The sequence below is a fragment of the Bordetella tumulicola genome (assembly GCF_965138755.1).
GTDB classification, from domain to species: domain Bacteria; phylum Pseudomonadota; class Gammaproteobacteria; order Burkholderiales; family Burkholderiaceae_B; genus Bordetella_A; species Bordetella_A tumulicola.
This window is the reverse complement of record NZ_CBCSFP010000016.1, coordinates 48,638-72,883: the sequence shown is the minus strand read 5'-3', so window position 1 is coordinate 72,883 and position 24,246 is coordinate 48,638. Positions and strand designations below refer to the sequence as shown.

Below are 24,246 nucleotides of genomic sequence, written 5' to 3'. Positions count from 1 at the left end.
CCGCTGCGCGAGGCTGCCCTACGCTCAAAAGGCCGGCACCGCCACTCAGCAGACGACAGGGACTCACAGCAGGTGCACGCTCCCGATGCTGAGTTGCCTTGACCTGCGTTCGCACGATGCCATGCCGACAACCCAACGATTGTGGAGCGGCGCAAAAGAGACAGTGGACATAGGGAGACATTGCGAGCCAAGGTCCGGCGTGTGTAGGCCAGGCCGGCCTTTTGAGANNCGGGCAGCCCCGCGCAGCGGGGCCGAGGCCCCTGGTTGGGCCGAGCCGTTTCGATTAGGCCGGCNTGGCCTACACACGCCGGACCTTGGCGCGTAAAGAACCCGAACACGTCACGCAATAGCATCGCCATCACGCTAAGCCACCGTCTGCAGCCAGCGTTCAAAGACTTTCAGCGCTTCGGAACGCTCGTCGCGTTGTGAGTAGCCGAAGTAGTAGCCTTGGCTGACGGTCAGGACCTGAGGAACCGGCCGTACGAGAACGCCGGCCTCTAGCGCGGCATAGGCGAGAAAAGCGGGTACCAGGCCTACGCCCAGGCCAGCCTCGGCGGCGGCGAGCATCATGGTGAAGAGTTCGTAGCGAGGGCCGCCTGCGGCTTGGGGACCGTAGGGTTGATCGTTGGCGGCATACCATTGGCGCCAGGCGTCCGGGCGAGAACTGAGGTGCAAATGGGTGAGGCCTGCCAGGCCGTCTTCTTCGCGACGCGGTAAATGCGGGGCGCATACAGGCACGAGTTCTTTCTCGGGAAAGAGCAACGCCCCCTGGGTGCCCGGCCAAAGGCTGCTGGCGTGGTACAGCGCACCATCAAAGGGCTGGTCCTTGAATTGAAAGGGCAACGTGCGTACGGACAGGCTGACGGTGATGTCGGGATGTTGATGTTGAAATCCCGGCAGGCGTGGAATCAGCCAGGTGGTGGCCAGAGTGGGGACCACCGCGATGTGGATACTGCGGCCCATGCCGGTGCGGCTGACCAGGCCAAACGTGTCTTTCTCGATCTGATCCAGATGATGGCGGATCCGGCCCGCGTACTCGGCGCCGTGCTCGGTCAAGACAATGCGCCGGCGCACGCGCGTAAATAGCTGTACGCCCAGGCGCGACTCGAGGCTGGCGACCTGGCGATAGACGGCGCTATGCGTGAGCGCGAGCTCTTCGGCGGCACGGGAAAAGCTGCCTAGCCGGGCCGAAGCCTCGAAAGCCTGCAAGGCGCTAAGGTTTGGGATGCCATTACGCATATAAATCCGCTCATTAACCGCTATGCTCACAGTGAACTAACGGGCCTGTCGTATGTTGCGACGCAGCATTGCGTACAACGTGCTGGCAGGTCACTATATTGTGCAATTTTATCAATTGCGTTGTGCGAGCCAGGAACATTATGCTCAAAGGCTTGCTTTCTGGTTGTTTTTGCCTGTTTGCTTATCGGATGACCGCCTAATTATGACTATCGAGACACCCTCTTCCCATGCCCGTCTGGGCGGACACATTCTGGTCGACCAACTGGTCGCCCAAGGTGTCAAGCACGTATTCTGCGTACCTGGCGAAAGCTATCTGGCGGTGCTGGACGGGCTGCATGACGGCCAGATTGATGTCACGGTTTGCCGCCAGGAAGGTGGCGCGTCCATGATGGCTGACGCCTATGGCAAGCTGACGGGCGAACCCGGCATCTGCATGGTCACGCGTGGCCCAGGCGCCGCCAACGCCATGGCAGGTGTCCATATCGCCAAGCAGGATTCGAGCCCGATGATTTTGTTCGTCGGCCAGATCGAGCGTGGCATGCGCGAACGCGAGGCCTTTCAGGAAATGGATTACCGTGCCGTGTTCGGCACGCAGGCCAAGTGGGTGACCGAGATCGATCAGGTCGAGCGTATCCCCGAGATCATCTCTCGCGCCTTTCATATTGCTACGTCGGGTCGCCCAGGCCCTGTCGTGATCGCACTGCCCGAAGACATGCTGACGGAAACCGCCAGCGTCCCCGATGCGCCCCATTACGAAGTCATCGATAGCGCGCCCACGGCCGATCAGTTAAGCAACCTGGAACAATTGCTGGCCCAGGCCCGTTCGCCGATTGCCATTCTGGGCGGCACGCGTTGGGATGCCGACGCCGTCGCACAATTTGCGGCCTTTGCAGAGCGCCTGTCGCTGCCCACCGCCGTCTCGTTCCGCCGCCAAATGCTGTTCCCGGCGGATCACCCCTGCTTCGTCGGCGACGTCGGACTGGGTATCAATCCGGCACTGCTCAAGCGCGTCACTGAGGCGGACTTGATCCTGCTGGTGGGTGGCCGCATGTCGGAAAGCCCCAGCCAGGCCTATACCCTGCTGAACATCCCGGTGCCGAAGCAAAAGCTCGTACACGTGCATCCCGACAGCGCGGAACTGGGTCGCGTCTACCGCGCCACGTTGTCCATCAACACCTCACCCATCTCGTTTGCCCAATCGCTGGCTGGCGTACAAGTCCCCGCGCAACCCGTCTGGGCCGCCGATACCGCAGCCGCACGCGACTCGTACCTGGCCTGGAGCGACCCCGCCCCGATACGCACGCCGGGTGAATTGCAGTTGGGCGAAGTCATGGCCTATCTGGAAAAAACCTTGCCCGCCGATGCCATCATGACCAACGGCGCCGGCAACTACGCCACCTGGCTGCATCGCTTCCACCGCTTTACCCGCTATGGCACGCAGCTGGCCCCGACGTCGGGCTCGATGGGCTACGGCCTACCTGCCGCCGTCGGCGCGAAACGTGTCGAGCCCGAAAAAACCGTCGTGTGCTTTGCAGGCGACGGGTGCTTCATGATGCATGGTCAGGAGTTTGCGACCGCCGTTCAGTATGACTTGCCCATCATCGTGCTGCTGATCGACAACGGCATGTACGGCACCATTCGCATGCACCAGGAAAAACACTATCCGGGCCGCGTCTCTGCCACCCAATTGAAGAATCCGGATTTCGCCGCCTATGCCGAAGCTTTCGGCGGCTATGGCGAACGCGTCGAAACCGCCGAGCAATTTGGACCGGCATTCGAACGCGCACTGGCCAGCGGCAAGCCGGCCATCCTGCACTGCCTGATCGATCCGCAAACCATCAGCCCATCGACTACGCTGGACAAGATCCGCGACGCGTCGCTGAAAGCACAACAATAAACCGCCCACCCCGGCGTCACGACGCCGGGGCGACTTAACGCCGTCGAGCGTCCGCGTCTTGCGCATTGGCAATTCGACGCGCTCGCCCCGCTTACGCATTAACCAGATTTACGAATTTCCGTATCTCGCTTCACACCGGAGACCCTAATGTCCTCGAACCCCTCATTTCACTGGCAAGATCCGCTGTTGCTCGACCAGCAACTGACCGACGAAGAGCGCATGATCCGCGACGCAGCGGCTGCTTATGCCCAAGACAAGCTGGCCCCGCGCGTACTCGACGCGTTTCGCAACGAACAAACCGACCCGAAGATCTTCGCTGAAATGGGCGAACTGGGCCTGCTGGGCGCCACCATCCCCGTGGAATACGGTGGCGCTGGCCTGAACTACGTCAGCTACGGCCTGATCGCCCGTGAAGTCGAACGCGTCGACTCTGGCTACCGTTCGATGATGAGCGTGCAATCCTCGCTGGTGATGGTGCCCATCAATGAATTCGGCAGCGAAGCCCAAAAGAAAAAATACCTGCCTAAGCTCGCCGCTGGCGAATGGATCGGCTGCTTTGGCTTGACCGAACCCAACCACGGCTCGGACCCCAACGGCATGGAAACCCGCGCCGTTCTGACCGACGGCGGCTACAAGGTGTCCGGCAGCAAAATGTGGATCACCAACTCCCCGATCGCTGATGTGTTCGTGGTGTGGGCCAAGTGCGTGGGCGGTGAGTTTGATGGCAAGATCCGCGGTTTCATCCTGGAAAAAGGCATGAAGGGCCTGTCGGCCCCTGCCATCCACGGCAAAGTCGGCCTACGCGCCTCGATCACCGGCGAAATCGTGATGGACGAAGTCGAAATATCGGCCGAACAAATGATGCCCGGCGTCTCGGGCCTGCGCGGCCCGTTCACCTGCCTGAACTCGGCCCGTTTCGGTATCGCCTGGGGTGCCCTGGGCGCCGCGGAAGACTGCTGGCACAGGGCCCGCCAGTACACCCTGGATCGTAAACAGTTCGGTCGTCCCCTCGCCGCCAACCAACTGATCCAAAAGAAACTTGCCGACATGCAAACCGAAATCACGCTGGGCCTGCAAGGCTGCCTGCGTTTGGGTCGCATGAAAGACGAAGGCACCGCCGCAGTCGAAATCACCTCGATCATGAAGCGCAACTCGTGCGGCAAGGCACTGGACATCGCCCGCCTGGCCCGCGACATGCTGGGCGGCAACGGCATCTCTGACGAATTCGGCGTCGCTCGCCACCTCGTCAACCTCGAAGTCGTCAACACCTACGAAGGCACCCACGACGTACACGCCCTGATCCTGGGTCGTGCGCAAACGGGCATCCAGGCGTTTAGCTGATCGTAGAGACTGTCTTGCTCTTGGGCACCGTGGCTTTTTCAGTATTGATGCGGTGTTTGGGAGTGTGATGGGGTTGTTCTTTTGACGCGGGCGATCCCCGCATAAGTCCCCCGCCGGCCCATCGCCGCGGCTCGGCCCAACCAGGGGCCTCGGCCNCGCTGCGCGAGGCTTCCCTTGCTCAAAGGGCCGGCGGGGGACTTATGCGGGGATCGCCCGCTTGCAATAGTTGAAAGCCCTTACGCTGCTCTCGCGCATCGAATGTATTGCTCAGGGTTGTCATGACTAGATGTGNGTCCGGTCAGCGTGGCGGGGATTGCCGCACCGGCCCNTTGAGGCGAGGGTAGCCCGCGCGCAGCGCGGGCCGAGGCCCCTGGTTGGGCCGAGCCGAGGCGAACAGGGCCGGTGCGGCAATCCCCGCCACGCTGACCGGACGCCTACATAGCGACAACCCTCATCAGCAAAAACAACGCTGAAAAGAACCAGCAACTAAGCTGTTTCGGCAAGATCAAACAGGCTGGTCGCATCAAGCTCCAGCACGGCTTCGTTGTGCTGATTCAGGATGGTCCAACTCCAGGTGATGATACCCAGATCTGCGCGCGAGGTAGAACGTCGGACGGCCTGGACGCGTGCGTCTAAGCGCAAGGTGTCACCCGGCCTGACAGGGACTTTCCAACGGACTTCACCTAACCCAGGAGAACCGAATGATTCGGAATCATGGAGTGCGGCATCGACGGCCATCCGCATGGCGAGTGCGCACGTGTGCCAGCCGCTCGCGATGAGGCCACCCCAACGGCCCTGTTTCGCACGCTCGACATCGGCATGAAACCATTGGGGGTCGTACTGACGGGCAAATGCCAGGATCTCGGGCTCTGTGACCGTTACGGGCCCACCCTGGATCTGCATGCCTTCTTTGAACTCTGCAAATTTCATTAATACGTCTCGAAATGCAGCCGCCCCTCGCGGCGCAAAATGTCATGCAGGATAGTCCAATCTTGGCCGCCTTGCACAACTACGTCACGCAGGGCATCGAGGACGCCGGTTTCCATGCCCTTGAGACCACAAACGTAAATACAAGTGTTGGTATCGTGCAATAGCGTCAGTACGTCAGAGGCGCGCTCTCGTATCAGGTCTTGCACGTATCGGCGGGGCTGCTCGGTATCGCGCGAGAGTGCCAGGTTGATATCGATAAAGTCGCGCGGCAATTTCATCAAGGGACCGAAGTACGGAAGTTCGCGCTGGGTGCGTGCGCCGAAGAACAGCATCAGGCGACCATTGGTGCCGCGCGCAATACGGCGACGGTAGCGTTCGGTCATGGCGCGCATGGGCGCGGATCCGGTGCCTGTGCAGATCATCATCAGGTTGGCGCCCGCGTGATTCGGCATCAGGAAGGTATTGCCAAAGGGGCCTATGACTTGCACCGTGTCGTTTTTGGCCAAGTCACAGAGGTAGTTGGAGCACACGCCTTTTGCGGGCTGACCCTGATGGTCTTCGGTCACGCGTTTCACGGTCAGCGACAGATTGTTGTAGCCGGGACGCTCGCCGTCGCGCGGACTGGCCAACGAGTATTGGCGTGCGTGGTGCGGCCGGCCGTTTGCATCTGTGCCTGGCGCTAGTATGCCGATGGACTGTCCTTCCAGTACGGGAAAGGGTGCGTTGCCGAAGTCCAGCACGATGTGATGAATATCGCTGTCGGTATCGTCATCGGTCACGCGATAGTTGCCGACCACCGTCGCGGTCACGGGGGTTTTGTGGGCGTATAGATTGACGTACGGATGCGCGGCCGACCACGGGGGAATGGTGGCGCCTGCCACAGAAATCGCTGGCGCTATCGGGGTGCCGGTATCAATCTCGACGGCTGTGCTCGTATCGACACCCGCCTCATCGGCGGACGGCGGAATCACATCACCTGCGACTTCGGTGGAGGCGCTGTCGGGCAACGCCTTTTCGCCCGGCAACTCATCCCATCCGAATTGTTCATCCAAGGTATAGGGCTCGGCTTTGAGCACTAGCCGCCAATTATCGATCGACCCCGTGGGGCACGGCGGCACGCATGCCATGCAACCATTGCAAATGGCGGGATCGACCACATAGTTGGTGCCGTCATGAGTGATGGCATCAACGGGGCAGGTTTCCTCGCAGGTGTTGCAGCGAATACAGATCTCGGGATCGATCAAGTGCTGCTTTAACACCTCGGGCGGCAAAGGTGCGTTCATTGCCAGCTCCTCCTAGTTGAAGCGGACGTACTCAAAGTTCACGGGTTGACGATTCACGCCCATGACGGGCGGTGCAATCCAGTTGGCGAACTTGCCGGTCTCGACCACGCGACCCATCAGCGATGCGACAAAAGCACGGTCTTCGGGTGTGGGCAGCCACTTGTGCTGATTGGCCTGCCATTGTGCTTCGCTGAGCACTTCGCCATCGGGCGCCAGACGGATACCCGCCAGGGTACCGATCTGACGATTAAAGGCCTTGTGCGGTACGGATAGACGGAAGGGCAATCCGTTTTTCTCGATCACTTTGTTCCAGCGCCCCACCCCAGCCATGGAGTCGCGAATGAAGTCGTCGCGCAAGACTTCATTCAACGCGTTCAACATGGGGACTTCGATTTCGCGCAGTTTGCCGCCGTCGACCGTCAGTACGCGATAGGTATCATTTTTAAGTTGATGATCATCCGTGCGCTTGCCCTCTTCGTAGCGGCCCTTCAAGCCCGCGCTGTAAAAAATGGCGGCGTTGGACGATTGATCGGCGCCGAACAAATCGATCGTGACGCTGTAGTGGAAATTCAGATAACGCTGAATGGTCGGCAGATCAATGACACCCGCGGCGCGGATCGTCGCGGGATCGTCGGTTTTCAGTTCGCGCATGACTTCGCAGGTACGCTGGATGATCCGCGAGACACCGGACTCGCCCACGAACATGTGATGCGCTTCTTCGGTCAGCATGAATTTGGTAGTGCGGGCCAACGGATCGAAACCCGACTCGGCCAAGGCACATAACTGGAATTTTCCGTCACGGTCGGTGAAGTACGTGAACATATAAAACGCCAGCCAGTCGGGGGTTTTTTCGTTGAACGCGCCGAGAATGCGAGGGTTGTCTTCGTCGCCCGAACTACGCTGCAACAAGGCATCGGCCTCTTCGCGGCCATCGCGCCCGAAATAGCGATGCAGCAGATAGACCATGGCCCACAGATGACGGCCTTCTTCGACGTTGATCTGGAACAGATTGCGCAGGTCGTACTGCGACGGCGCGGTCATGCCCAGATGGCGTTGCTGCTCGATCGAGGCCGGTTCGGTATCGCCTTGCGTCACGATGATGCGGCGCAGGTTGGCGCGGTGTTCGCCCGGCACGTCTTGCCAGACATCGCGTCCCATGTTTTCGCCAAAATGCATTTTTCGTTGACCGTCCTGCGGCGCCAGAAAAATACCCCAGCGATAGTCGGGCATCTTCACGTGATCGAAATTCGCCCAGCCATCGGGCTCAACGCTGACCGCCGTACGCAAGTACACGTCGAAACCGTGCGAGCCGTCAGGGCCCATGTCTTGCCACCACTGCAGATAATTCGGCTGCCAATGCTCCAGCGCCCTCTGCAACGCGCGGTCGCCAGACAGGTTGACGTTGTTGGGAATCTTTTCGTTGTAGTTGATGCCTGACATGTCTGCTCTCCAGAACCGACCGCTCGGGGCGACCGGATAGTTTTATGAGGTTTGCGTTTCGGCCCGAATCCACCAGGCCTTGAATCTGCCGAAGCACCGGGCCGCCCTGAGACAGACGTGCCCCGATGCATCACACTCGCTACACGCGATTCCAATCAAACGACGTTTGTTCGCCTTTGCCATAGAGTTTCAGTGCGCCCTTTTCACCCGACGCATTGGGACGATTGAAGATCCAGTTTTGCCACGCCGTCAGTCGGCCAAAGATGCGGGTTTCCATCGTTTCGCGGCCACCAAAGCGCAAATTTGCTTCCAGTCCGGTCAAGGCGTCGGGCGACAAGGCGCGGCGCTCTTCAAGTGCCATACGCACCTCATCGTCCCAATCGATGCTGTCAGGCGCAAAAGTCACCAAGCCCAACTCCAGTGCACGTGTCGCGGACAACAGTTGACCTCCCGCGGCGCGCACGGCTTCCAGGGGCAAGGTTTCTTCGTAAAAGCGGCGTTGCAAGCGGCTTTGTCCGTTCACCAGCGGATAGGCGCCAAAGTTACGCTCGCCCACGATGATTTGCGCAGGCGCGTCGGCATCCTCGTCGTCGAGCATATAAATACGATCGGCGGCCAGGGCCAGTTCGAACAGCGTGCCCACAAAGCAAGAGCCCGGCTCAATCAACGCAAAGATCGAACGCGACGTCACATCCAGACGTGCCAGCGTACGGCGCAGCATCCCCGCCGTCTCGCGCACGAACCAATGGTCGGCGTGCTGTTGCAACGCCGCGTCGGCAACCAGTACCGATTGAATATCGCCTTCGGTCTTGAACACCCACGTCCCCAGATCCGGTTCGTTGGTGCGCAGATTGAGAATCGCGTCGTCCAGCTCGCGTGCCATCTGCAAAGGCCACCACGCCGCGCCGGCGGCCATGATGGCATCGATCTCTTGCTCGACCTCGGCCTGCGGGCCACGGATGGTCCAGGTGGCCAGGCGCTTTTCGCGATCGTAGGCGACGTCCACGTACTGATACGACAAACGATCGCGGGTCTCCGTGCGAGACAGGGACACCAGCTTGATACCCTGCGCCTGCGCCGGGCGATCGCTATCGGCCGCCAGTTCAGCGGCGCGCGCCTGCACGGCGTTCTGGAACTGGGCCGGCTTGACCACCTCATCGACCAGACGCCAGTCTTTAGCGCGCTGCCCGCGCACGCCTTCGACCAGCGTGCAGAAAATGTCAGCGTAATCGTGCCGCACGCGGCGCTTGTCGGTCACACGGGTCAGTCCGCCGGTGCCGGGCAGCACGCCTAGCAAAGGCACCTCGGGCAAGGACACCGCCGAGGAACGATCGTCCACCAGGAAAATCTCGTCACACGCCAGCGCGAGCTCATAGCCGCCGCCGGCGCACGCGCCGTTTAGCGCGGCAATGAATTTCAAACCGCTATATCGACTGGCGTCCTCGATACCGTTGCGGGTCTCGTTCGTGAACTTGCAGAAGTTCACTTTCCAGGCATGCGAGGACAATCCCAGCATAAAGATGTTGGCGCCCGAACAGAAGATACGGTCCTTCATGCTCGTGACGACGACCGTACGCACCTCCGGGTGCTCGAAGCGTATGCGTTGCAAGGCATCATGCAGCTCGATGTCGACGCCCAGATCGTAGGAATTGAGCTTGAGCTTGTAGCCCGGGCGCAAACCACCATCCTCCGCGACATCCATGGCCAGGGTGGCCGTCGCGCCCTCAAAACTCAGTTTCCAGTGGCGGTACTGGGACGGATCTGTTTGAAAATCCACACGGGATTCGGAGCTGCTCATGGTTCTGTCTCCTGATCGGTCTTGATATGAACAATACTGCAGTTAATGAATTAAAGTGCAGATTAATGCTCAATATTCTCCCAGTCAAGCGGAAGATGCATAAAAATGCAGTTTTACAGAGGCAGGCCGCACGCTTTGCGTACCTGGGCACGCAAACCGCCAAAGCTTTCCTGCAAACTCAAGCCACTGGTCATCCAGGTCAGATCGGCCTTGGCATAAAAAGCCTCGCGCCCAGCCAGGATGCGTTTCAGATCGGCCATGGCCTCGTTGTTACCCGACATCGGACGGAAATCGCCCTGCGCCATGACACGCTCCATGTGCTCGTCAGGCGTTGCGCGCAGCCAGACGGTATAGCAATGCGCCAGCAAGAGATTCAGGGTGGCGGGCTCGGACACCAGGCCACCGGGGGTCGCCAGCACCATTTCCGGATAAAGCTGTACGGCTTCTTCCAGGGCCCGGCGCTCATAGCGGCGGTAGGCATTGGGACCATACAGGTTATGGATTTCCAAAATGCCGCAGCCCGCCACCCGCTCGATTTCGCGATTGAGCTCGACAAAGGGATAACCCAGATCGTCCGCCAGCATGGGCCCCAGCGTAGATTTTCCCGCGCCGCGCAAGCCGATCAGGGCGACACGCTGAAAACGGTTGGGACGCTGCGCCCCGCCCCCTATCCCGAACAACTGCGTCAAGGCCTCGCGGGCACGCTGTAGATCGGATTCCGTACGGCCACTGAGTAATTCCCGGATCAGCAGCCAGTCGGGCGACTCGGTCGTAACGTCACCCACCAACTCGGCCAGGGCGCAGTTAAAGGCCTTGGCAATCTGCAGCAGCACCAGGATGGATGCATTACCAACGCCATGCTCCAGATTCGCCAGGTGCCGCTCGGACACGCCCGTGCTCTGCGACAGGCTTTTCCGTGTCATGCCCCGTATCGCGCGCAAGCGCCGCACCCGCTCCCCAAGGGCGATTAGAAATGGCTCCCGGCGTGATTCCAAAGAGTCCTTGTCTAACGGTTGGATCATAGTGATGTGCGCTCCGAGAAAACCCTGATATCCATATTTTTATGCACTATAGTGCTTGACTTGCCTTGTGTGAAGCACTATTTTTCCATTAACTCGACTCGCGATGCAACGATCACGCCACTCCAAAGCGCAATCCATTGCCTATGTGCAGCCGAGGCACCGCAGTGTAAAGGACGAGACAACGAGTCCGTCCCCTTTTTCACCCTGGCATACCCAGGGTTATCGGAGCCTCTGATGAGCAGTACGCCAGCCGCCTTCCACGATTTGATGCGTCGCATCACCGCCCCCATCGCCGGTCAGCCCCTGGACGATACCCTGCAAGCCCGTTTGAATCAGGAAGCCGGGCCGGACAGCGTGCTCTATCAGGACGTCTTTGCCGCCTGTAGACAGGGTGTGGCCGACGGCTGGATGTGCAATCGCGAGGGTGCCGGCATCCGTTATGGCCGCGTCATCAAGCCCGATAGCGGCCTGGACGGATTCTCGGTCGATGTCGTGGACATGACCAGCTTGGCCGGCCCGCACCATGCCCACCCTCAGGGCGAGATTGACCTGATCATGCCCCTGGATGACACCGCGCAGTTTGATGGCCATGGCGCCGGCTGGCTGGTCTATGGTCCCGGCAGCGCCCATCGCCCCACTGTGACAGGAGGGCAAGCGCTCGTGCTGTACCTCTTACCTAATGGCGCGATTGAATTCACCGCCGCCTGATTCCCGCGCGTCGAGATCCAGGGATCGTTTCTCCGGCGACAGGCGCTGACCCGCCCCCAAGAGGCTGACCGGCAGCACCGTCATCGAGCTTATAAAAAATTGGAGACAAACCATGACCCCTTGCCCCACTGAGCTGAATTTCGCCAGCCACTTGGCCGCGCTCAATGCGCCGCGTGCCGCCAAACTGGCCTATATCGACGACACGCGGCGCATGACGTATGGAGAGCTTGCCGAGCGCGTCGCCCGATGCGCCGGTGCATTACGCCGATTGGGGATACGCCGCGAAGAGCGCGTATTGCTCCTGATGCAGGACAATGTGGACTGGCCTGTCGCATTTCTGGGCGCCTTGCATGCGGGTGTTGTACCCGTGGCCGTCAACACCTTGTTGACGCCCGACGACTATGCCTACATTGCCGGTCACTGTCGCGCGCGGGCAGCATTTGTGTCGGGCGGGCTGATCGAGACTCTGCAGACGGCGTTGCGCAAAAGCGTGCACGAGATTGAACACTTCATTGTGTCCGAGCCTACCGCCGTCCTGCCCGATCGAGGTCATGCATTCAGTCAATGGCTGACCGATGCGCCCGTGGTGCCCGCGGTGCGCACGCTGGCTGACGAAATCGCCTTCTGGTTGTATTCCTCCGGCTCCACCGGCAAGCCCAAGGGTGTCGTGCATACCCACGGCAACCTCTGGAACACGGTCGAGCTCTATGCCAAGCCCGTGCTGGGCATCCGTGAAGACGATGTTGTTTTTTCCGCCGCCAAATTGTTCTTTGCCTATGGCCTGGGCAATGGCCTGACGTTTCCCCTGTCGGTCGGCGCAACGGTCGTCGTCATGAGCGAGCGCCCCACGCCGCAGGCGGTGTTCAAACGGCTGACCGAGTACCACCCCACGGTGTTCTACGGCGTGCCCACGCTATACGCCACTATGCTGGCCAGTCCCGATCTGCCCTCGCGCGAAGACGTCGCCATGCGCATCTGTACGTCGGCCGGCGAAGCTCTGCCGCGCGATATCGGCGAGCGTTTCACGCGCCATTTTGGTTGCGAAATTCTGGACGGTATCGGTTCGACCGAAATGCTGCACATCTTTTTGTCCAACCAACTGGGCAGCCTGCGCTATGGCACGACCGGTAAACCGGTACCGGGCTATGAGGTTGAACTCCGCGACGACGACGGCAATGTCGTGCCACCGGACGTGATCGGCGATCTATACATTAAAGGCCCCAGTACCGCGCTGATGTACTGGAACAATCGCGACAAGACGCGCCAGTGTTTTCAGGGGGAATGGCTCAAAAGCGGCGATAAATACATCTGCGATGCCGATGGCTATTACACGTACGCCGGCCGCAGCGACGACATGATCAAGGTCAGCGGCCAATATGTCTCGCCGATCGAAGTCGAAAACGTGCTGATCCAGCACGAGGCCGTACTTGAAGCCGCGGTCATCGGTGTACCCGATCACGACGGCCTGACCAAAACCAAGGCCTACGTCGTGTTGCGCCCTGGCTATCAACCCAACGCGGACACCGGCGCCCTCCTGCAGAACTATGTCAAGGAACACCTGGCGCCGTTCAAGTATCCGCGTCAGATCAACTTTACCGACGACCTCCCCAAAACAGCGACCGGCAAAATTCAGCGTTTCCGGTTGCGACAACTGGAAGACGGTTCGCTATAAGATGACCGCATTAGGCCGTCGCTGATTTTATCGGCGGCCTGAATAAGCCTGATTGAGCCAATAGGCCAGTCAATAATAACTAGGAGACAAACCATGATGCATCACGCCCTGAATCGGGTTCTGCTGGCCGGCGCCCTTGCGCTCGTGGCCGGCCACGCAACGGCCGCCGACAAGATCAAAGTCGGATTCATGCTGCCCTACAGCGGCACCTATGCCGCGCTCGGCACAGCCATTGAAAATGGCTTCAAACTCTATGTCGCCGAACAAGGCGGCAAACTCGGCGGACGCGAGCTGGAATATTTCAAGGTCGATGATGAATCCAATCCGGCCAAGGCATCGGAAAACGCCAACCGCCTGATCAAACGCGATCAAGTGGATATCCTGATTGGCACGGTGCACTCGGGCGTCGCCATGGCGCTGGCCAAGGCCGCCAAGGGCAGCGACACCACGCTCATTGTCACCAACGCGGGCGCGGATGCGATCACGGGCCCCATGTGCGGCCCCGGCATTTTCCGTACCTCGTTCTCGAACTGGCAGCCCGGCTACGCCATGGGTCCGGTCGCGGCCGCCAAGGGGCACAAGACCGCCGTGACCATTACCTGGAAATACGCGGCGGGCGCAGAGCAAATGGAGGGCTTTCGCGAAGGCTTTGAAAAGAACGGCGGCAAGATCGTCAAAGACCTCACCTTGCCCTTTCCCAATGTGGAATTTCAATCGCTCTTGACCGAGATCGCATCGATCAAGCCTGACATGGTATTCGCGTTCTTTGCAGGCGGCGGCGCGGTGAAATTCGTTCAGGACTATCACGCCTCGGGCCTGCAAAAAACCATCCCGCTCTACGGCACCGGCTTTCTCACCGATGGTACCCTGCCCGCTCAGGGCGCCTCGGCGCAGGGTATTCTGACCACGCTGCACTACGCAGACGGTCTCAATACCCCACGCGACAATGACTTCCGGGCCCACTATGCCAAGACCTACAACAACGTACAGCCCGACGTCTATGCCGTGCAAGGCTACGATGCCGCACAGCTCATGCAAAGCGGTCTAGCCGCCGTACAGGGCAATATCGACGACAAGGCCAAGTTCCGCGATGCCATGCGCGGTGCCACCATCGATAGCCCACGCGGCAAATTTACCCTGTCCGCCGCCGGCAACCCGGTGCAGGATTTTTATCTGCGTAAGGTCGATGGCCAGAAGAACAACGTGGTCGAGGTCGCGGTCAAGCAATTGGCCGACCCGGCACGCGGCTGCAAACTCTAAAGCGCTCACGCGAACGCAGATATGGATATCAGCACTTTTCTCATTCAGTGCCTGAATGCGCTGCAACATGGTCTGCTGCTCTTTCTGGTCGCCAGCGGGTTGACCCTGATCTTCGGCATCATGGGCATCATCAATCTGGCGCATGGCAGCTTTTACATGATCGGTGCCTATATGGCGTTCGCGTTGAACCCGCTGGTAGAGCGCTGGCTGGGGGGTGGTTTCGTCACCACCCTCTTGCTGTGCGTGCTGTTGGCCACCGCGTTGGGATACCTGCTTGAGGCGGCGTTTTTCAGCTACTTGTATCGACGCAATCACTTGCAGCAAGTGTTGATGACCTATGGCCTGATCCTGGTGTTCGAAGAAATCCGCAGCCTGTTGCTGGGCAACGATGTCCATGGCGTGCCGGTACCGGCGTGGCTTTCGGGCACCGTGCCATTGGGTGATGTCATGACCTATCCGGTCTATCGATTATTCATCTCGGCGATCGGTATCGGTGTCGCGCTGTTGCTGTATTGGGTCTTGACCCGTACCCGCCTGGGCATGATGGTGCGCGCAGGAGCCAGTAATCGGGAAATGATTGGTTCATTAGGCATCGACATTAATCGCCTGTACCGCATTGTGTTTGCGGCAGGGGTCGCCCTGGCCGCGCTCGCGGGCACTATTGCCGCGCCCGTGTCATCGGTCTATCCAGGCATGGGCAACAGTGTGCTGATCATGTGCTTTGTCGTGGTGGTGATCGGTGGCATCGGATCGATCCGTGGCGCCTTTCTGGCGGCCATGCTGGTGGGGACGGTCGAGACTTTTGGCCAGGTATTGTTTCCCTCGGTCGCCGGGGTCTTGGTGTACGTCCTGATGGCCATCATTCTCCTGTGCAAGCCCGAAGGGCTATTCAAGCAGGGTTAGCACGGGAAGCATATGAATCACCTCAGCAAACTCCTCCCCGTTGTCGTTCTCATCGCGCTGGCGGCCTTTCCCCTGGTCGGTGACGCCTACTACATCGGGTTGGCGATCAAGGTCATGATCTACGCGATGTTTGCGCTCAGCCTGCAATTACTGGTGGGCGGTGCAGGCTTGATCAGCCTGGGACATGCAGCGTTCTTTGGCATCGGCGCCTATGCCGCGGCATTGCTGTCGCCAGAGTCCGAAGCGGGCGGGCTGATCTGGCTGCTGGCGGCGGCCCTGGCGTTCGCCGCCCTCTATGCCCTGATCACGGGTGCCCTGGCGTTACGAACACGCGGCGTGTATTTCATCATGGTGACGCTGGCGTTTTCACAAATGGCCTATTACGTCTTTCACGATACCGACATCGGTGGCGGCAGTGACGGGATTTACCTGTATTTCCGTCCTCAGGTTTCGCTTGCCGGCTGGATGCCCTTTGATCTCGATGAGCCTGGCACCTACTACATGTTTGTGGTGATTTGCCTGGCTTTGACGTGGGGATTTCTGGCCCTGCTCGCACGCTCGCCATTCGGCGCGGCCCTGACAGGCATCCGTCTGAACGAACAACGTATGCGGGCCGCCGGCTACTCCACCTTTCCCTACAAGCTCACCGCCTACGTCATCGGGGCCACGCTGGCGGGACTGGCCGGCTTTCTCTATGCCTTGAAAGACGGCTTCGTCACCCCCGAACTGCTGACATGGGAACAATCGGGGCTTGTCTTGCTCATGGTGATCCTGGGCGGCATGCACAGTCTGGGAGGTGCCGTACTCGGCACGGTCACCCTCATCCTCCTGCAAGAACTATTCCAGTCGCAAGCCCTGTTTGGCGACTACGCCAAGCACTGGCACCTGCCACTGGGGTTGGCGATCATCGCGTTGGTGGCCCTGCTGCCCAATGGTTTGGCGGGAATCCCCGCGCAATGGCGAGCCAGGCGCGCGGCACGAGATCCTGCCACAACATCCGAGGCCCTGGACACCGAAGAGGCATCGGACGACCGCGCGGCCACGATTTCTGCCGGATCTCCGGACCCGGTTGCCCGACATACATCTATTCCCCAACCCGGAGGCCCCCATGTCTGAAGCCATGCTGGCCGCGCGCGGCATTACGCGTCGATTTGGCGGACTTGTCGCCGTCAATGACGTCTCGCTGGATTTGCATCGCGGCACGGTACATGCCGTCATTGGCACCAATGGCGCGGGAAAATCCACGCTCATTAATATCCTGTCCGGGGAATTGCTGGCCAGCGAAGGCCAAGTCTTAATGGAAGGCCAGGACATCACCGCCTGGCCGCAACCCCAGCGCGCCCGCCACGGCCTGGGCCGCAGCTATCAACGTTCGACCATTTTTCCCGAGCTCAGCGTCTTCGAGAACTGCCGACTCGCGGCACAGGCCGACAACCCAAGATTCTGGCATTGGTGGCGGCATGCCAACGAATGCACGCCCAGTCGTGACCGGGCCTACCATGCACTGGAACGCACCGGCCTGGAGGGTCGCGCGAGTACGCCGGCCGGCCTGCTGCCACACGGTCACAAGCGTCAACTGGAAATCGCCATGTGCCTTGCTGGACACCCGCAGGTTCTCCTGCTGGACGAGCCCCTGGCAGGGATGGGCGCCGAGGAAACGGAGCGCATACTCACGCTGCTGCAGGACCTGAAAGCCGAGCACGCCATCTTGCTGGTCGAGCACGATATGGATGCCGTGTTCGGCAATGCCGACATCATCACCGTGATGGTCAATGGCAGCGTTATTGCTTGCGGCAACCCCGTGGATATTCGTGCCAACCCACAAGTACAAAGCGCCTATCTCGGGGACGGCACATGCACGCATTAATCGACGCCACCGGTTTGCACAGCTATTACGGCGCCAGTCATGTCCTGCGCGGCGTCGATCTACGCATCACGCCGGGCGAGTCTGTCGGCTTGGTCGGCCGCAACGGCATGGGCAAGACCACACTCATCCGCACGCTGATGGGACATGTGCGCAGCCGCCAGGGCAAGCTCTCGGTCGTCGGCCAGGACTGCACACGCGCACAACCCCATACCATCGCCCGTCTGGGCGTTGCCTATGTTCCCGAAGGCCGCGGCGTTTTTCCTAATCTGAGTGTGCGCGAAAATCTGCTCGTCGCCGCGCGTACCGGTACCCGTGGCCAAACGGATTGGACCTATGACCGTGTCCTCGCAACCTTCCCCCGTCTGGCCGAACGGCTCGACCACGGCGGCCAGCAGCTGTCAGGCGGCGAACAGCAGATGCTGGCCATCGGCCGCGCTCTGACCACCAATCCCGATCTGCTCATTCTGGACGAAGCCACCGAGGGCCTGGCTCCGCTCATCGTGGCAGAAATCTGGAAAATCGTCGCCACCATTCGTTCCAGCGGGATATCGACGCTCATCGTCGACCGCAACTACCGGGCTGTGCTTTCCCATACCGACCGCTGCCTCGTCATGGAAAAAGGACGCATCGTTCACGAAGGCGCCAGCCCAGCATTAGCGGCACAACCCGAGCAATTGGCTCGATACCTGGGAGTTTAAAAGCTTAAAAGAAGCAATAAGACCAACCCGCAGATCCAGGGGCATTGGACAGCGCAGCGTCGTGCGTTCTGGTTTCTGTCCACCAAGTGGAGACAAGGTATGACATTCCCTCTTTCCGGCGTCCGCGTCCAACTATCCCGCCGGTCTACGCTGATCGCCCTATTGTCGGCGACCCTGGCAGGTGGCGCCCTATCAGGCGCCCTGGCTCACGCCGCCGAGGACTGGCCCTCCAAGGCCATCAAGGTCATCGTGCCCTATACCCCGGGTGGCGCGACCGACACCGTAACGCGCACCGTGATGGACAAGTTGTCGACCCGACTGGGTCAAAACATCATCATCGAGAACAAGCCGGGGGCCAACAGCACACTGGGCGCGGCGCAGGCGGCCAAGGCCGACCCCGATGGCTATACCTTCCTGGCCATGCTGCCCGCCTACGTGATTAACACCCATCTGTACAAACTGGCGTATTCGCCCTCGCAACTGGTGCCGGTCGTACACATGGCCGACCTGCCGCTGTTCCTGTTCGTGGCCAAAGACCTACCCGTGAACTCTATGAAGGAACTGGTGGAGTACGGACGCAAGAATCCCGACAAACTGACGTATGCATCCAGTGGCACGGGCTCCAGTGCGCACCTGACTGGTGCCGACTTCGCACTGCAGGCCAAGCTCAAGATGACACACGTCGCCTACAAGGGCAGCGCCCCCATCCTGACCGACTTGCTGTCCGGACGCGTGTCCATGGTGTTCGACCCGGTGCTGGTCCCCATGCAATACGTCAAACAGGACAAATTGAAAGTCGTGGCCTTCACAGGCAAGAAACGCTGGCCCGACGACCCCGATGTCCCCACCATGGAGGAAGTCGGCTTTCCGGGTTTCGTCACCGGTTCGTGGGCGGGTCTGCTGGCACCCGCCGGTACGCCCAAGCCCATCATCGATCGCATGGCCAAGGAAATCAGTGAAATCGTGCACGAGCCCGATGTCACCAAGAAATTCACCGACGCGGGTTTCTTACCCGCCGGCGGCACGCCCGCGGAATTCGCCGAACTGATGCGTTCCGACTCTGAGCGCTACGCCAAGATCATCAAAGAAGCCCAAATCACTGTGAACTGATCCTGCGTGCTCGCGTGCGAGCGATGCTAAATCACCGCATGCTGGAAGGGCGGCAGTGGTGCGCTGGCGCGCCGCTGCGCACCGCCCCATACACAGCATCGCCACTACCACCGCGATTACGCGTTGGAGAATCCGGTCGTATCCAATGCGAAGGCTGCCGCAGCGCGGCCGATACGATCGTTGACCGCTCGCCATGCCGCATCGCTTGGCGGCGCTTGGACCAGAATGCGGGCATATCCTCCGTCATCGAGCTCGCGCAGCATCGCATACAAGACTTGCGCGTAACGATCGGGATCGGCCTCGACCTGCCGCCAGACAATCTCTGGGGCCAGATCGGCAGGCGCCTTGGCAAACGCCACCACGACGACGCGCCCATTCTGCGCATTCTGCCCGCGCGCGACCTCTATCAGGCGCTGGGCCGACACGAGCTCCAGCGGCGTGTGCGGCGCATAGTGTGCTTTCAGCGTGCCTGATGCACGCGGCGCGGCGGCATCGGGCATGCTGACCGGTTGGCCCAATATCGCCTCGATCTGCGCTGGCGTCACGTGGCCCGGGCGCAGTAGCACCGGTCCGACCCCCTGCCTCAAGCGCGACAAATCCAGGATGGTGGACTCGATGCCGACCTCGGACGGCCCCCCATCAAGTACCGGCATGCCCTGCGCGACCTCATCGGGAAATTCGTAGCGCACATGATCCGCATGAGTCGGAGAGACTTGACCAAATTTATTGGCCGACGGTGCCGCCACGCCCCCCTGTCCGCCGGGCTTGCCCGCCGCAAAGGCGCGCAGCAACGCTTGCGCAACAGGATGCGAAGGACAGCGCACGCCGATGCTGTCTTGTCCACCGCTGACCATCTCTCCGCGAGGCAAGGCGCGCGGCAAAATCAGCGTAAGCGGCCCCGGCCAGAACGCCTCGATCAAGCGTTGTGCCTCTGGCGGGATCTCACGGACCCAATAGCCCAGGTCCGCACCGGGCGCGACGTGCACGATCACGGGATGATTGGAGGGCCGACCTTTGGCGGCATAAATGCGCGCCACCGCCTCGGGATTGTCGGCATCGGCGCCGAGCCCATAGACCGTTTCCGTAGGAAACGCCACCACCTCGCCCGCCAGCAGCCGGGCGGCGGCAGCAGCGATCATGGCGCTGTCAATAGTGTGCCCGGCGTCGGTATCGATAAGGGCAGGCGGGACCACAGGTGAAGATGGCATGATGCTTAGTCGGGTGCGGCCATGCCCAGGGCCGCGGCCACCTGGGCAGCGTCCATGCGTGCCTGATCCAGGGTCGCGGCGACGATCGTCACATGGCCCATCTTGCGGCCACGGCGTGCCTCGTGCTTGGCATACAAATGCAGTTTGGCAGAGGGCACCGCCAGCGCGGTCGACCAGTCCGGTTCGCGTGGCGCGCTCGCGCCGGGCTCGAACCAAATATCACCCAGGATATTCAACATAATGGCCGGCGCGAGCAAGGCGGTGCTGCCCAGTGGCAAGCCGGCCATGACACGCGCTTGCTGTTCAAACTGGCTGCTGACGCAGGCGTCGATCGTGTAGTGGCCGCTGTTGTGCGGACGCGGGGCGATCTCGTTGACAACCAGACTGCCGTCGGTCAACACAAAGAACTCGACGCACAGCACACCGTGGTAGTCCAACCCCCGGGCAATGGCGCGCGCGGCCTCGGTCGCCTGGTTCTGCCGCTGTACATGTCCAGGGTCGCTATCGACCGCGGCGACCGTCGACACGGCCAGAATCCCGTCGAGGTGCAAATTACGCGCCACAGGGAACACAACATCACTGCCATCGAAACCCCGCGCCAATACCACCGAAATCTCATAATCCAACGGCATGAGGGCTTCGAGTACGCAAGGCACACCGTCAAACTCGGCGAAGGCGGCTTGTGCGGCCTCGCGCGTGGTGACTCGCGCCTGGCCTTTACCGTCGTAGCCCAATCGGGCCACCTTCAGAATACCGGGAAACAGCGTGTCGGGAGCGTCGAGCAGATCTTGCGGCGTTCGGATCGCGACGTACGGCGCCACGGAGATGCCTTGCGAAGCGATGAACATCTTTTCGGCAATGCGATCCTGCACGATCGCAACGGCATCGCCAGCAGGGCTGACGCGGCATTGCGCGGCCAACGCACGCAGGCTATCGGCCGGAACGTTTTCGAACTCGGTGGTCACGGCTCGGCAGGTCCGGGCGAGCTCGGCCAACCCTGCCGCATCGTCATACGCCGCCTGGATATGGTGATCCGCCACCACCGCCGCAGGCCCATCAGCGTCCGGATCCAGTACCGCGACGCGATAGCCCAGGCTCTGCGCAGCGTGGCAGAACATGCGGCCCAGTTGGCCACCGCCCAGCATTCCGAGCCAGTCGCCCGGCGCAATTGTGAAAGAGTCAGTCGAGGAAGTCATACACATAGCGCACCCGGCACGCGGGCACGTCGCAAAGTCAGGGCTGCGGGGGAACGATCATGTTGCGTGCCGCGTCGGTCTGACGGGCACGGAATGCCAACAATTGGCGGTGTAAATCGTCGTCGGTCGTGGCCAGAGTGGCAATAACATGCAACGCCGCATTCGCGGCGCCCGCCTCGCCAATGGCAAAGGTGGCGACCGGCACCCCCTTGGGCATTTGCACAATAGACAACAGAGAGTCCTCGCCACGCAGATAGCGCGAGGGGACGGGTACGCCGAACACGGGGACCTCGGTCAGCGCGGCCATCATGCCGGGTAAATGCGCGGCGCCCCCGGCTCCGGCGATAATGCCACGCAAGCCACGCGAGCGCGCCGCGGCGCCATAGTCTGCCATGTCTTGCGGCATGCGATGGGCGGAGATGACACGGGCCTCGTAGGGCACGCCGAATGCTTCCAGCATGTCTACGGCGTTTTTCATGACATCCCAGTCGCTGGAAGAACCCATGATGATGCCCACCACGGGGGTGGCCGGCGTCGCGGCGGAAGAAGTCGTCGTCGTCATCTCACGCCACCAAACGGTCCAGCGCCTCGCGGTACTTGGCTGCAGTTTTTTCCAGGACCTCTTGTGGCAGGCGGGGAGCCGGCGGGGTCTTGTCCCAGGTCTGGGTTTCGAGCCAGTCGCGCACGAATTGCTTGTCGAACGACGGCGGGCTGATGCCTTCGCGATAGCCATCAGCGGGCCAGAAACGCGAGGAATCGGGCGTCAGGACTTCATCCATCAGGTACAGGGTGCCATCGTCATCCAGGCCAAATTCGAACTTGGTATCGGCAATGATGATGCCCTTGGTAGCCGCGAACTGGGCCGCCTCGGCATACAACCGCAGGGTCACGTCGCGAATGCGCTCGGCCATGTCCTGACCGACTTCGTTGACCACGTGAGCAAAGTCGACGTTTTCATCATGCATGCCGAACTCGGCCTTGGCCGCGGGCGTAAAAATGGGTTCGGGCAACTTGCTGGCCTGCTGCAGGCCGGCCGGCAACGCAATGCCGCACAGCGAGCCGGTCGCCTGGTAGTCTTTCCAGCCCGATCCAATCAGATAGCCGCGCGCCACAGCCTCGACCAGAATGGGCTTCAGACGCTTGACCACCACCGCACGGCCCCTCACCTGATCCAGCTCGTCAGACGCCACGACGTCTTCCGGCTTTACGCCGGTCGAGTGGTTCGGCAGGATGTGTGCGAGCTTGCCCAGCCAAAAATCGGTCAACTCGGTCAACACCTGGCCTTTGCCGGGGATGGGATCATCGAGAATAACGTCAAAAGCGGAAATACGATCCGACGCAACGATCAAGAGCTTGTCGTCGCCCACGGCGTACATGTCGCGTACTTTGCCGCGACCCAAAAGCGGCAAGGATTTGATGGTGGATTGGTGCAGAGCGGAAGTCACGGATCGACCTATGGCGAAAGAAGCATAGATTACTGCAAAAGCAGACGCCGCCCCTGTGGGCGGCGCCTGAAACGAACAACGGCAGGCTTATTGCACGACTTGCGTGAGCTTGCCCGTCGCGTACCGCTGTGCCATTTCGGTCAAGGGAATCGCCTTGATCTTGCTGGCGTTACCGGCGGTGCCGAACTCGGTATAGCGCTGGACACAAATTCCCTTGGCGGCGGCGCGGGCCGGCTTCAAGTATTCGCGCGGATCGAATTTGCCGGGGTTTTCAGCAAAGAAACGGCGGATCGCACCGGTCATCGCCAGGCGGATGTCGGTATCGATGTTGATCTTGCGTACGCCGTACTTGATGGCTTCCTGGATTTCTTCGACAGGCACGCCGTAGGTTTCTTTCATGTCGCCGCCGAATTCGCGGATCTCGGCCAGCAGTTCTTGGGGCACGCTGGAGCTACCGTGCATCACCAAGTGGGTGTTCGGCAGGCGAGCGTGGATTTCCTTGATACGCGAGATCGACAGAATGTCGCCCGTGGGCTTGCGGCTGAACTTGTAAGCGCCGTGGCTGGTGCCGATGGCGATGGCCAGGGCATCCAGTTGGGTCTTGCGCACAAAGTCGGCGGCTTGCTCAGGGTCGGTGAGCAATTGCTCGCGCGTCATCGTGCCCTCGGCGCCGTGACCGTCTTCCTTGTCGCCCATCATGGTTTCGAGCGAACCCAGGCAGCCCAGCTCGCCTTCGACGGTGACGCCCAGCTTGTGCGCGGTATCCACGACGGTCTTGGTAACGTCGACGTTGTAGTCGTAGTCAGCAATGGACTTGCCGTCTTCTTTCAGAGATCCGTCCATCATGACACTGGAGAAGCCGAGATCGATCGCGCCCTGGCAAATCTTGGGCGATTGACCGTGATCCTGGTGCATCACCACGGGAATATGGGGGTAGGACTCGACGGCAGCCTGAATCAGGTATTTCAGGAAGCCTTCGCCTGCGTACTTACGCGCCCCGGCCGAAGCCTGCATGATCACCGGGCTGTCGGTTTCGGCAGCGGCTTCCATGATGGCCTGGACTTGTTCCAGGTTGTTAACGTTGAACGCGGGAATGCCGTAACCGTGCTCAGCAGCATGATCAAGCAACTGGCGCATGGAGACTAGGGCCATGGGATGGTCCTCCTGAGTGATGAATGATAGGGTGGAGCCTTGCTGAATAGGGGGATTTTAGCTGGGATTAAGGCAAT

The 24,246-nt window shown here is 60.7% G+C and carries 21 protein-coding genes; 10 read left to right on the top strand and 11 right to left on the bottom strand.

Features of this window, described 5'->3' with window-relative positions; all coding sequences use genetic code 11:
- Positions 1–363: 363 nt before the first annotated feature.
- Positions 364–1,239, bottom strand: a complete 876-nt coding sequence (locus tag ACNAZS_RS25350) for a LysR substrate-binding domain-containing protein (protein WP_415793331.1) — start codon at positions 1,237–1,239, stop codon at positions 364–366.
- A 202-nt stretch (positions 1,240–1,441) separates the two neighbouring features.
- On the opposite strand from ACNAZS_RS25350, the gene ACNAZS_RS25345 reads away from it, so the two are divergent.
- Both ACNAZS_RS25345 and ACNAZS_RS25340 read left to right on the top strand, forming a co-directional pair.
- Positions 1,442–3,136: a thiamine pyrophosphate-binding protein gene (locus ACNAZS_RS25345; protein ID WP_415793329.1), complete on the top strand. Its 1,695-nt coding sequence runs from the start codon at positions 1,442–1,444 to the stop codon at positions 3,134–3,136.
- A 147-nt stretch (positions 3,137–3,283) separates the two neighbouring features.
- Entirely contained in the window at positions 3,284–4,477 is a 1,194-nt protein-coding gene (locus ACNAZS_RS25340) for an acyl-CoA dehydrogenase (protein WP_415793328.1), read from the top strand.
- Positions 4,478–4,963: 486 nt separating this feature from the next.
- On the opposite strand, the gene ACNAZS_RS25335 is transcribed toward ACNAZS_RS25340, so the two are convergent.
- The 5 genes from ACNAZS_RS25335 to ACNAZS_RS25315 all read right to left on the bottom strand — a co-directional run bounded on the left by ACNAZS_RS25335 (position 4,964) and on the right by ACNAZS_RS25315 (position 10,950).
- Entirely contained in the window at positions 4,964–5,407 is a 444-nt protein-coding gene (locus tag ACNAZS_RS25335) for a MaoC family dehydratase (protein WP_415793327.1), read from the bottom strand.
- The gene (gene boxA, locus ACNAZS_RS25330; RefSeq protein WP_415793326.1) at positions 5,407–6,690 is read right to left on the bottom strand and encodes a benzoyl-CoA 2,3-epoxidase subunit BoxA; all 1,284 of its coding nucleotides are present in this window, start codon (positions 6,688–6,690) and stop codon (positions 5,407–5,409) included. Before boxA ends, ACNAZS_RS25335 begins: the two co-directional genes overlap by 1 nt.
- A 12-nt stretch (positions 6,691–6,702) precedes the next feature.
- Entirely contained in the window at positions 6,703–8,130 is a 1,428-nt protein-coding gene (gene boxB / locus ACNAZS_RS25325; RefSeq protein ID WP_415793325.1) for a benzoyl-CoA 2,3-epoxidase subunit BoxB, read from the bottom strand.
- 139 nt (positions 8,131–8,269) lie between these two features.
- On the bottom strand, positions 8,270–9,928 hold the full coding sequence (gene boxC / locus ACNAZS_RS25320; RefSeq protein WP_415793324.1) for a 2,3-epoxybenzoyl-CoA dihydrolase: 1,659 nt from the start codon (positions 9,926–9,928) through the stop codon (positions 8,270–8,272).
- Positions 9,929–10,041: 113 nt separating this feature from the next.
- Complete coding sequence (locus ACNAZS_RS25315; protein WP_415793322.1) at positions 10,042–10,950, bottom strand: helix-turn-helix transcriptional regulator; 909 nt, start codon at positions 10,948–10,950, stop codon at positions 10,042–10,044.
- Between the two features lie 234 nt (positions 10,951–11,184).
- On the opposite strand from ACNAZS_RS25315, the gene ACNAZS_RS25310 reads away from it, so the two are divergent.
- From ACNAZS_RS25310 to ACNAZS_RS25275, 8 genes are all read left to right on the top strand, one after another.
- The gene (locus ACNAZS_RS25310) at positions 11,185–11,658 is read left to right on the top strand and encodes a DUF4863 family protein (protein WP_415793321.1); all 474 of its coding nucleotides are present in this window, start codon (positions 11,185–11,187) and stop codon (positions 11,656–11,658) included.
- A 112-nt stretch (positions 11,659–11,770) separates the two neighbouring features.
- A complete protein-coding gene (locus tag ACNAZS_RS25305) occupies positions 11,771–13,330 on the top strand; it encodes a benzoate-CoA ligase family protein (RefSeq protein ID WP_415793320.1) in 1,560 nt (519 codons plus the stop codon).
- 96 nt (positions 13,331–13,426) lie between these two features.
- On the top strand, positions 13,427–14,590 hold the full coding sequence (locus tag ACNAZS_RS25300) for an ABC transporter substrate-binding protein (RefSeq protein ID WP_415793337.1): 1,164 nt from the start codon (positions 13,427–13,429) through the stop codon (positions 14,588–14,590).
- A gap of 21 nt (positions 14,591–14,611) precedes the next feature.
- Positions 14,612–15,493, top strand: coding sequence for a branched-chain amino acid ABC transporter permease (locus ACNAZS_RS25295; protein WP_415793319.1), 882 nt, complete (start codon positions 14,612–14,614; stop codon positions 15,491–15,493).
- 12 nt (positions 15,494–15,505) lie between these two features.
- Positions 15,506–16,609 (top strand): branched-chain amino acid ABC transporter permease, encoded by a 1,104-nt coding sequence (locus ACNAZS_RS25290; RefSeq protein ID WP_415793318.1) that lies wholly within the window; start codon positions 15,506–15,508, stop codon positions 16,607–16,609.
- Complete coding sequence (locus ACNAZS_RS25285; RefSeq protein ID WP_415793317.1) at positions 16,602–17,360, top strand: ABC transporter ATP-binding protein; 759 nt, start codon at positions 16,602–16,604, stop codon at positions 17,358–17,360. Before ACNAZS_RS25290 ends, ACNAZS_RS25285 begins: the two co-directional genes overlap by 8 nt.
- Positions 17,348–18,058, top strand: coding sequence for an ABC transporter ATP-binding protein (locus ACNAZS_RS25280; RefSeq protein ID WP_415793316.1), 711 nt, complete (start codon positions 17,348–17,350; stop codon positions 18,056–18,058). The genes ACNAZS_RS25285 and ACNAZS_RS25280 overlap by 13 nt, the downstream gene beginning before the upstream one ends.
- A gap of 99 nt (positions 18,059–18,157) precedes the next feature.
- Positions 18,158–19,168, top strand: coding sequence for a Bug family tripartite tricarboxylate transporter substrate binding protein (locus tag ACNAZS_RS25275; RefSeq protein WP_415793315.1), 1,011 nt, complete (start codon positions 18,158–18,160; stop codon positions 19,166–19,168).
- A gap of 116 nt (positions 19,169–19,284) precedes the next feature.
- On the opposite strand, the gene ACNAZS_RS25270 is transcribed toward ACNAZS_RS25275, so the two are convergent.
- The 5 genes from ACNAZS_RS25270 to fba form a co-directional block, all read right to left on the bottom strand.
- Positions 19,285–20,307, bottom strand: a complete 1,023-nt coding sequence (locus ACNAZS_RS25270) for an L-threonylcarbamoyladenylate synthase (RefSeq protein ID WP_415793336.1) — start codon at positions 20,305–20,307, stop codon at positions 19,285–19,287.
- A 74-nt stretch (positions 20,308–20,381) separates the two neighbouring features.
- Positions 20,382–21,572 (bottom strand): 5-(carboxyamino)imidazole ribonucleotide synthase, encoded by a 1,191-nt coding sequence (locus tag ACNAZS_RS25265; RefSeq protein ID WP_415793314.1) that lies wholly within the window; start codon positions 21,570–21,572, stop codon positions 20,382–20,384.
- 37 nt (positions 21,573–21,609) lie between these two features.
- A complete protein-coding gene (gene purE, locus ACNAZS_RS25260) occupies positions 21,610–22,134 on the bottom strand; it encodes a 5-(carboxyamino)imidazole ribonucleotide mutase (RefSeq protein ID WP_415793313.1) in 525 nt (174 codons plus the stop codon).
- Position 22,135: 1 nt separating this feature from the next.
- On the bottom strand, positions 22,136–23,017 hold the full coding sequence (locus ACNAZS_RS25255) for a phosphoribosylaminoimidazolesuccinocarboxamide synthase (RefSeq protein WP_415793312.1): 882 nt from the start codon (positions 23,015–23,017) through the stop codon (positions 22,136–22,138).
- 87 nt (positions 23,018–23,104) lie between these two features.
- Positions 23,105–24,169 (bottom strand): class II fructose-bisphosphate aldolase, encoded by a 1,065-nt coding sequence (gene fba / locus ACNAZS_RS25250; RefSeq protein WP_415793311.1) that lies wholly within the window; start codon positions 24,167–24,169, stop codon positions 23,105–23,107.
- Positions 24,170–24,246 lie beyond the last annotated feature (77 nt).

Coding starts and splice junctions, on each gene's coding strand:
- ACNAZS_RS25275 (WP_415793315.1), top strand. CDS start 18,158: ATGACATTCCCTCTTTCCGGCGTCCGCGTCCAACTATCCCGCCGGTCT.
- ACNAZS_RS25290 (WP_415793318.1), top strand. CDS start 15,506: ATGAATCACCTCAGCAAACTCCTCCCCGTTGTCGTTCTCATCGCGCTG.
- boxC (WP_415793324.1), bottom strand. CDS start 9,928: ATGAGCAGCTCCGAATCCCGTGTGGATTTTCAAACAGATCCGTCCCAG.
- ACNAZS_RS25295 (WP_415793319.1), top strand. CDS start 14,612: ATGGATATCAGCACTTTTCTCATTCAGTGCCTGAATGCGCTGCAACAT.
- ACNAZS_RS25280 (WP_415793316.1), top strand. CDS start 17,348: ATGCACGCATTAATCGACGCCACCGGTTTGCACAGCTATTACGGCGCC.
- purE (WP_415793313.1), bottom strand. CDS start 22,134: ATGACGACGACGACTTCTTCCGCCGCGACGCCGGCCACCCCCGTGGTG.
- ACNAZS_RS25310 (WP_415793321.1), top strand. CDS start 11,185: ATGAGCAGTACGCCAGCCGCCTTCCACGATTTGATGCGTCGCATCACC.
- ACNAZS_RS25285 (WP_415793317.1), top strand. CDS start 16,602: ATGTCTGAAGCCATGCTGGCCGCGCGCGGCATTACGCGTCGATTTGGC.
- ACNAZS_RS25350 (WP_415793331.1), bottom strand. CDS start 1,239: ATGCGTAATGGCATCCCAAACCTTAGCGCCTTGCAGGCTTTCGAGGCT.
- ACNAZS_RS25345 (WP_415793329.1), top strand. CDS start 1,442: ATGACTATCGAGACACCCTCTTCCCATGCCCGTCTGGGCGGACACATT.
- fba (WP_415793311.1), bottom strand. CDS start 24,169: ATGGCCCTAGTCTCCATGCGCCAGTTGCTTGATCATGCTGCTGAGCAC.
- ACNAZS_RS25300 (WP_415793337.1), top strand. CDS start 13,427: ATGCATCACGCCCTGAATCGGGTTCTGCTGGCCGGCGCCCTTGCGCTC.
- ACNAZS_RS25315 (WP_415793322.1), bottom strand. CDS start 10,950: ATGATCCAACCGTTAGACAAGGACTCTTTGGAATCACGCCGGGAGCCA.
- ACNAZS_RS25270 (WP_415793336.1), bottom strand. CDS start 20,307: ATGATCGCTGCTGCCGCCGCCCGGCTGCTGGCGGGCGAGGTGGTGGCG.
- ACNAZS_RS25335 (WP_415793327.1), bottom strand. CDS start 5,407: ATGAAATTTGCAGAGTTCAAAGAAGGCATGCAGATCCAGGGTGGGCCC.
- boxB (WP_415793325.1), bottom strand. CDS start 8,130: ATGTCAGGCATCAACTACAACGAAAAGATTCCCAACAACGTCAACCTG.
- ACNAZS_RS25305 (WP_415793320.1), top strand. CDS start 11,771: ATGACCCCTTGCCCCACTGAGCTGAATTTCGCCAGCCACTTGGCCGCG.
- boxA (WP_415793326.1), bottom strand. CDS start 6,690: ATGAACGCACCTTTGCCGCCCGAGGTGTTAAAGCAGCACTTGATCGAT.
- ACNAZS_RS25265 (WP_415793314.1), bottom strand. CDS start 21,572: ATGACTTCCTCGACTGACTCTTTCACAATTGCGCCGGGCGACTGGCTC.
- ACNAZS_RS25340 (WP_415793328.1), top strand. CDS start 3,284: ATGTCCTCGAACCCCTCATTTCACTGGCAAGATCCGCTGTTGCTCGAC.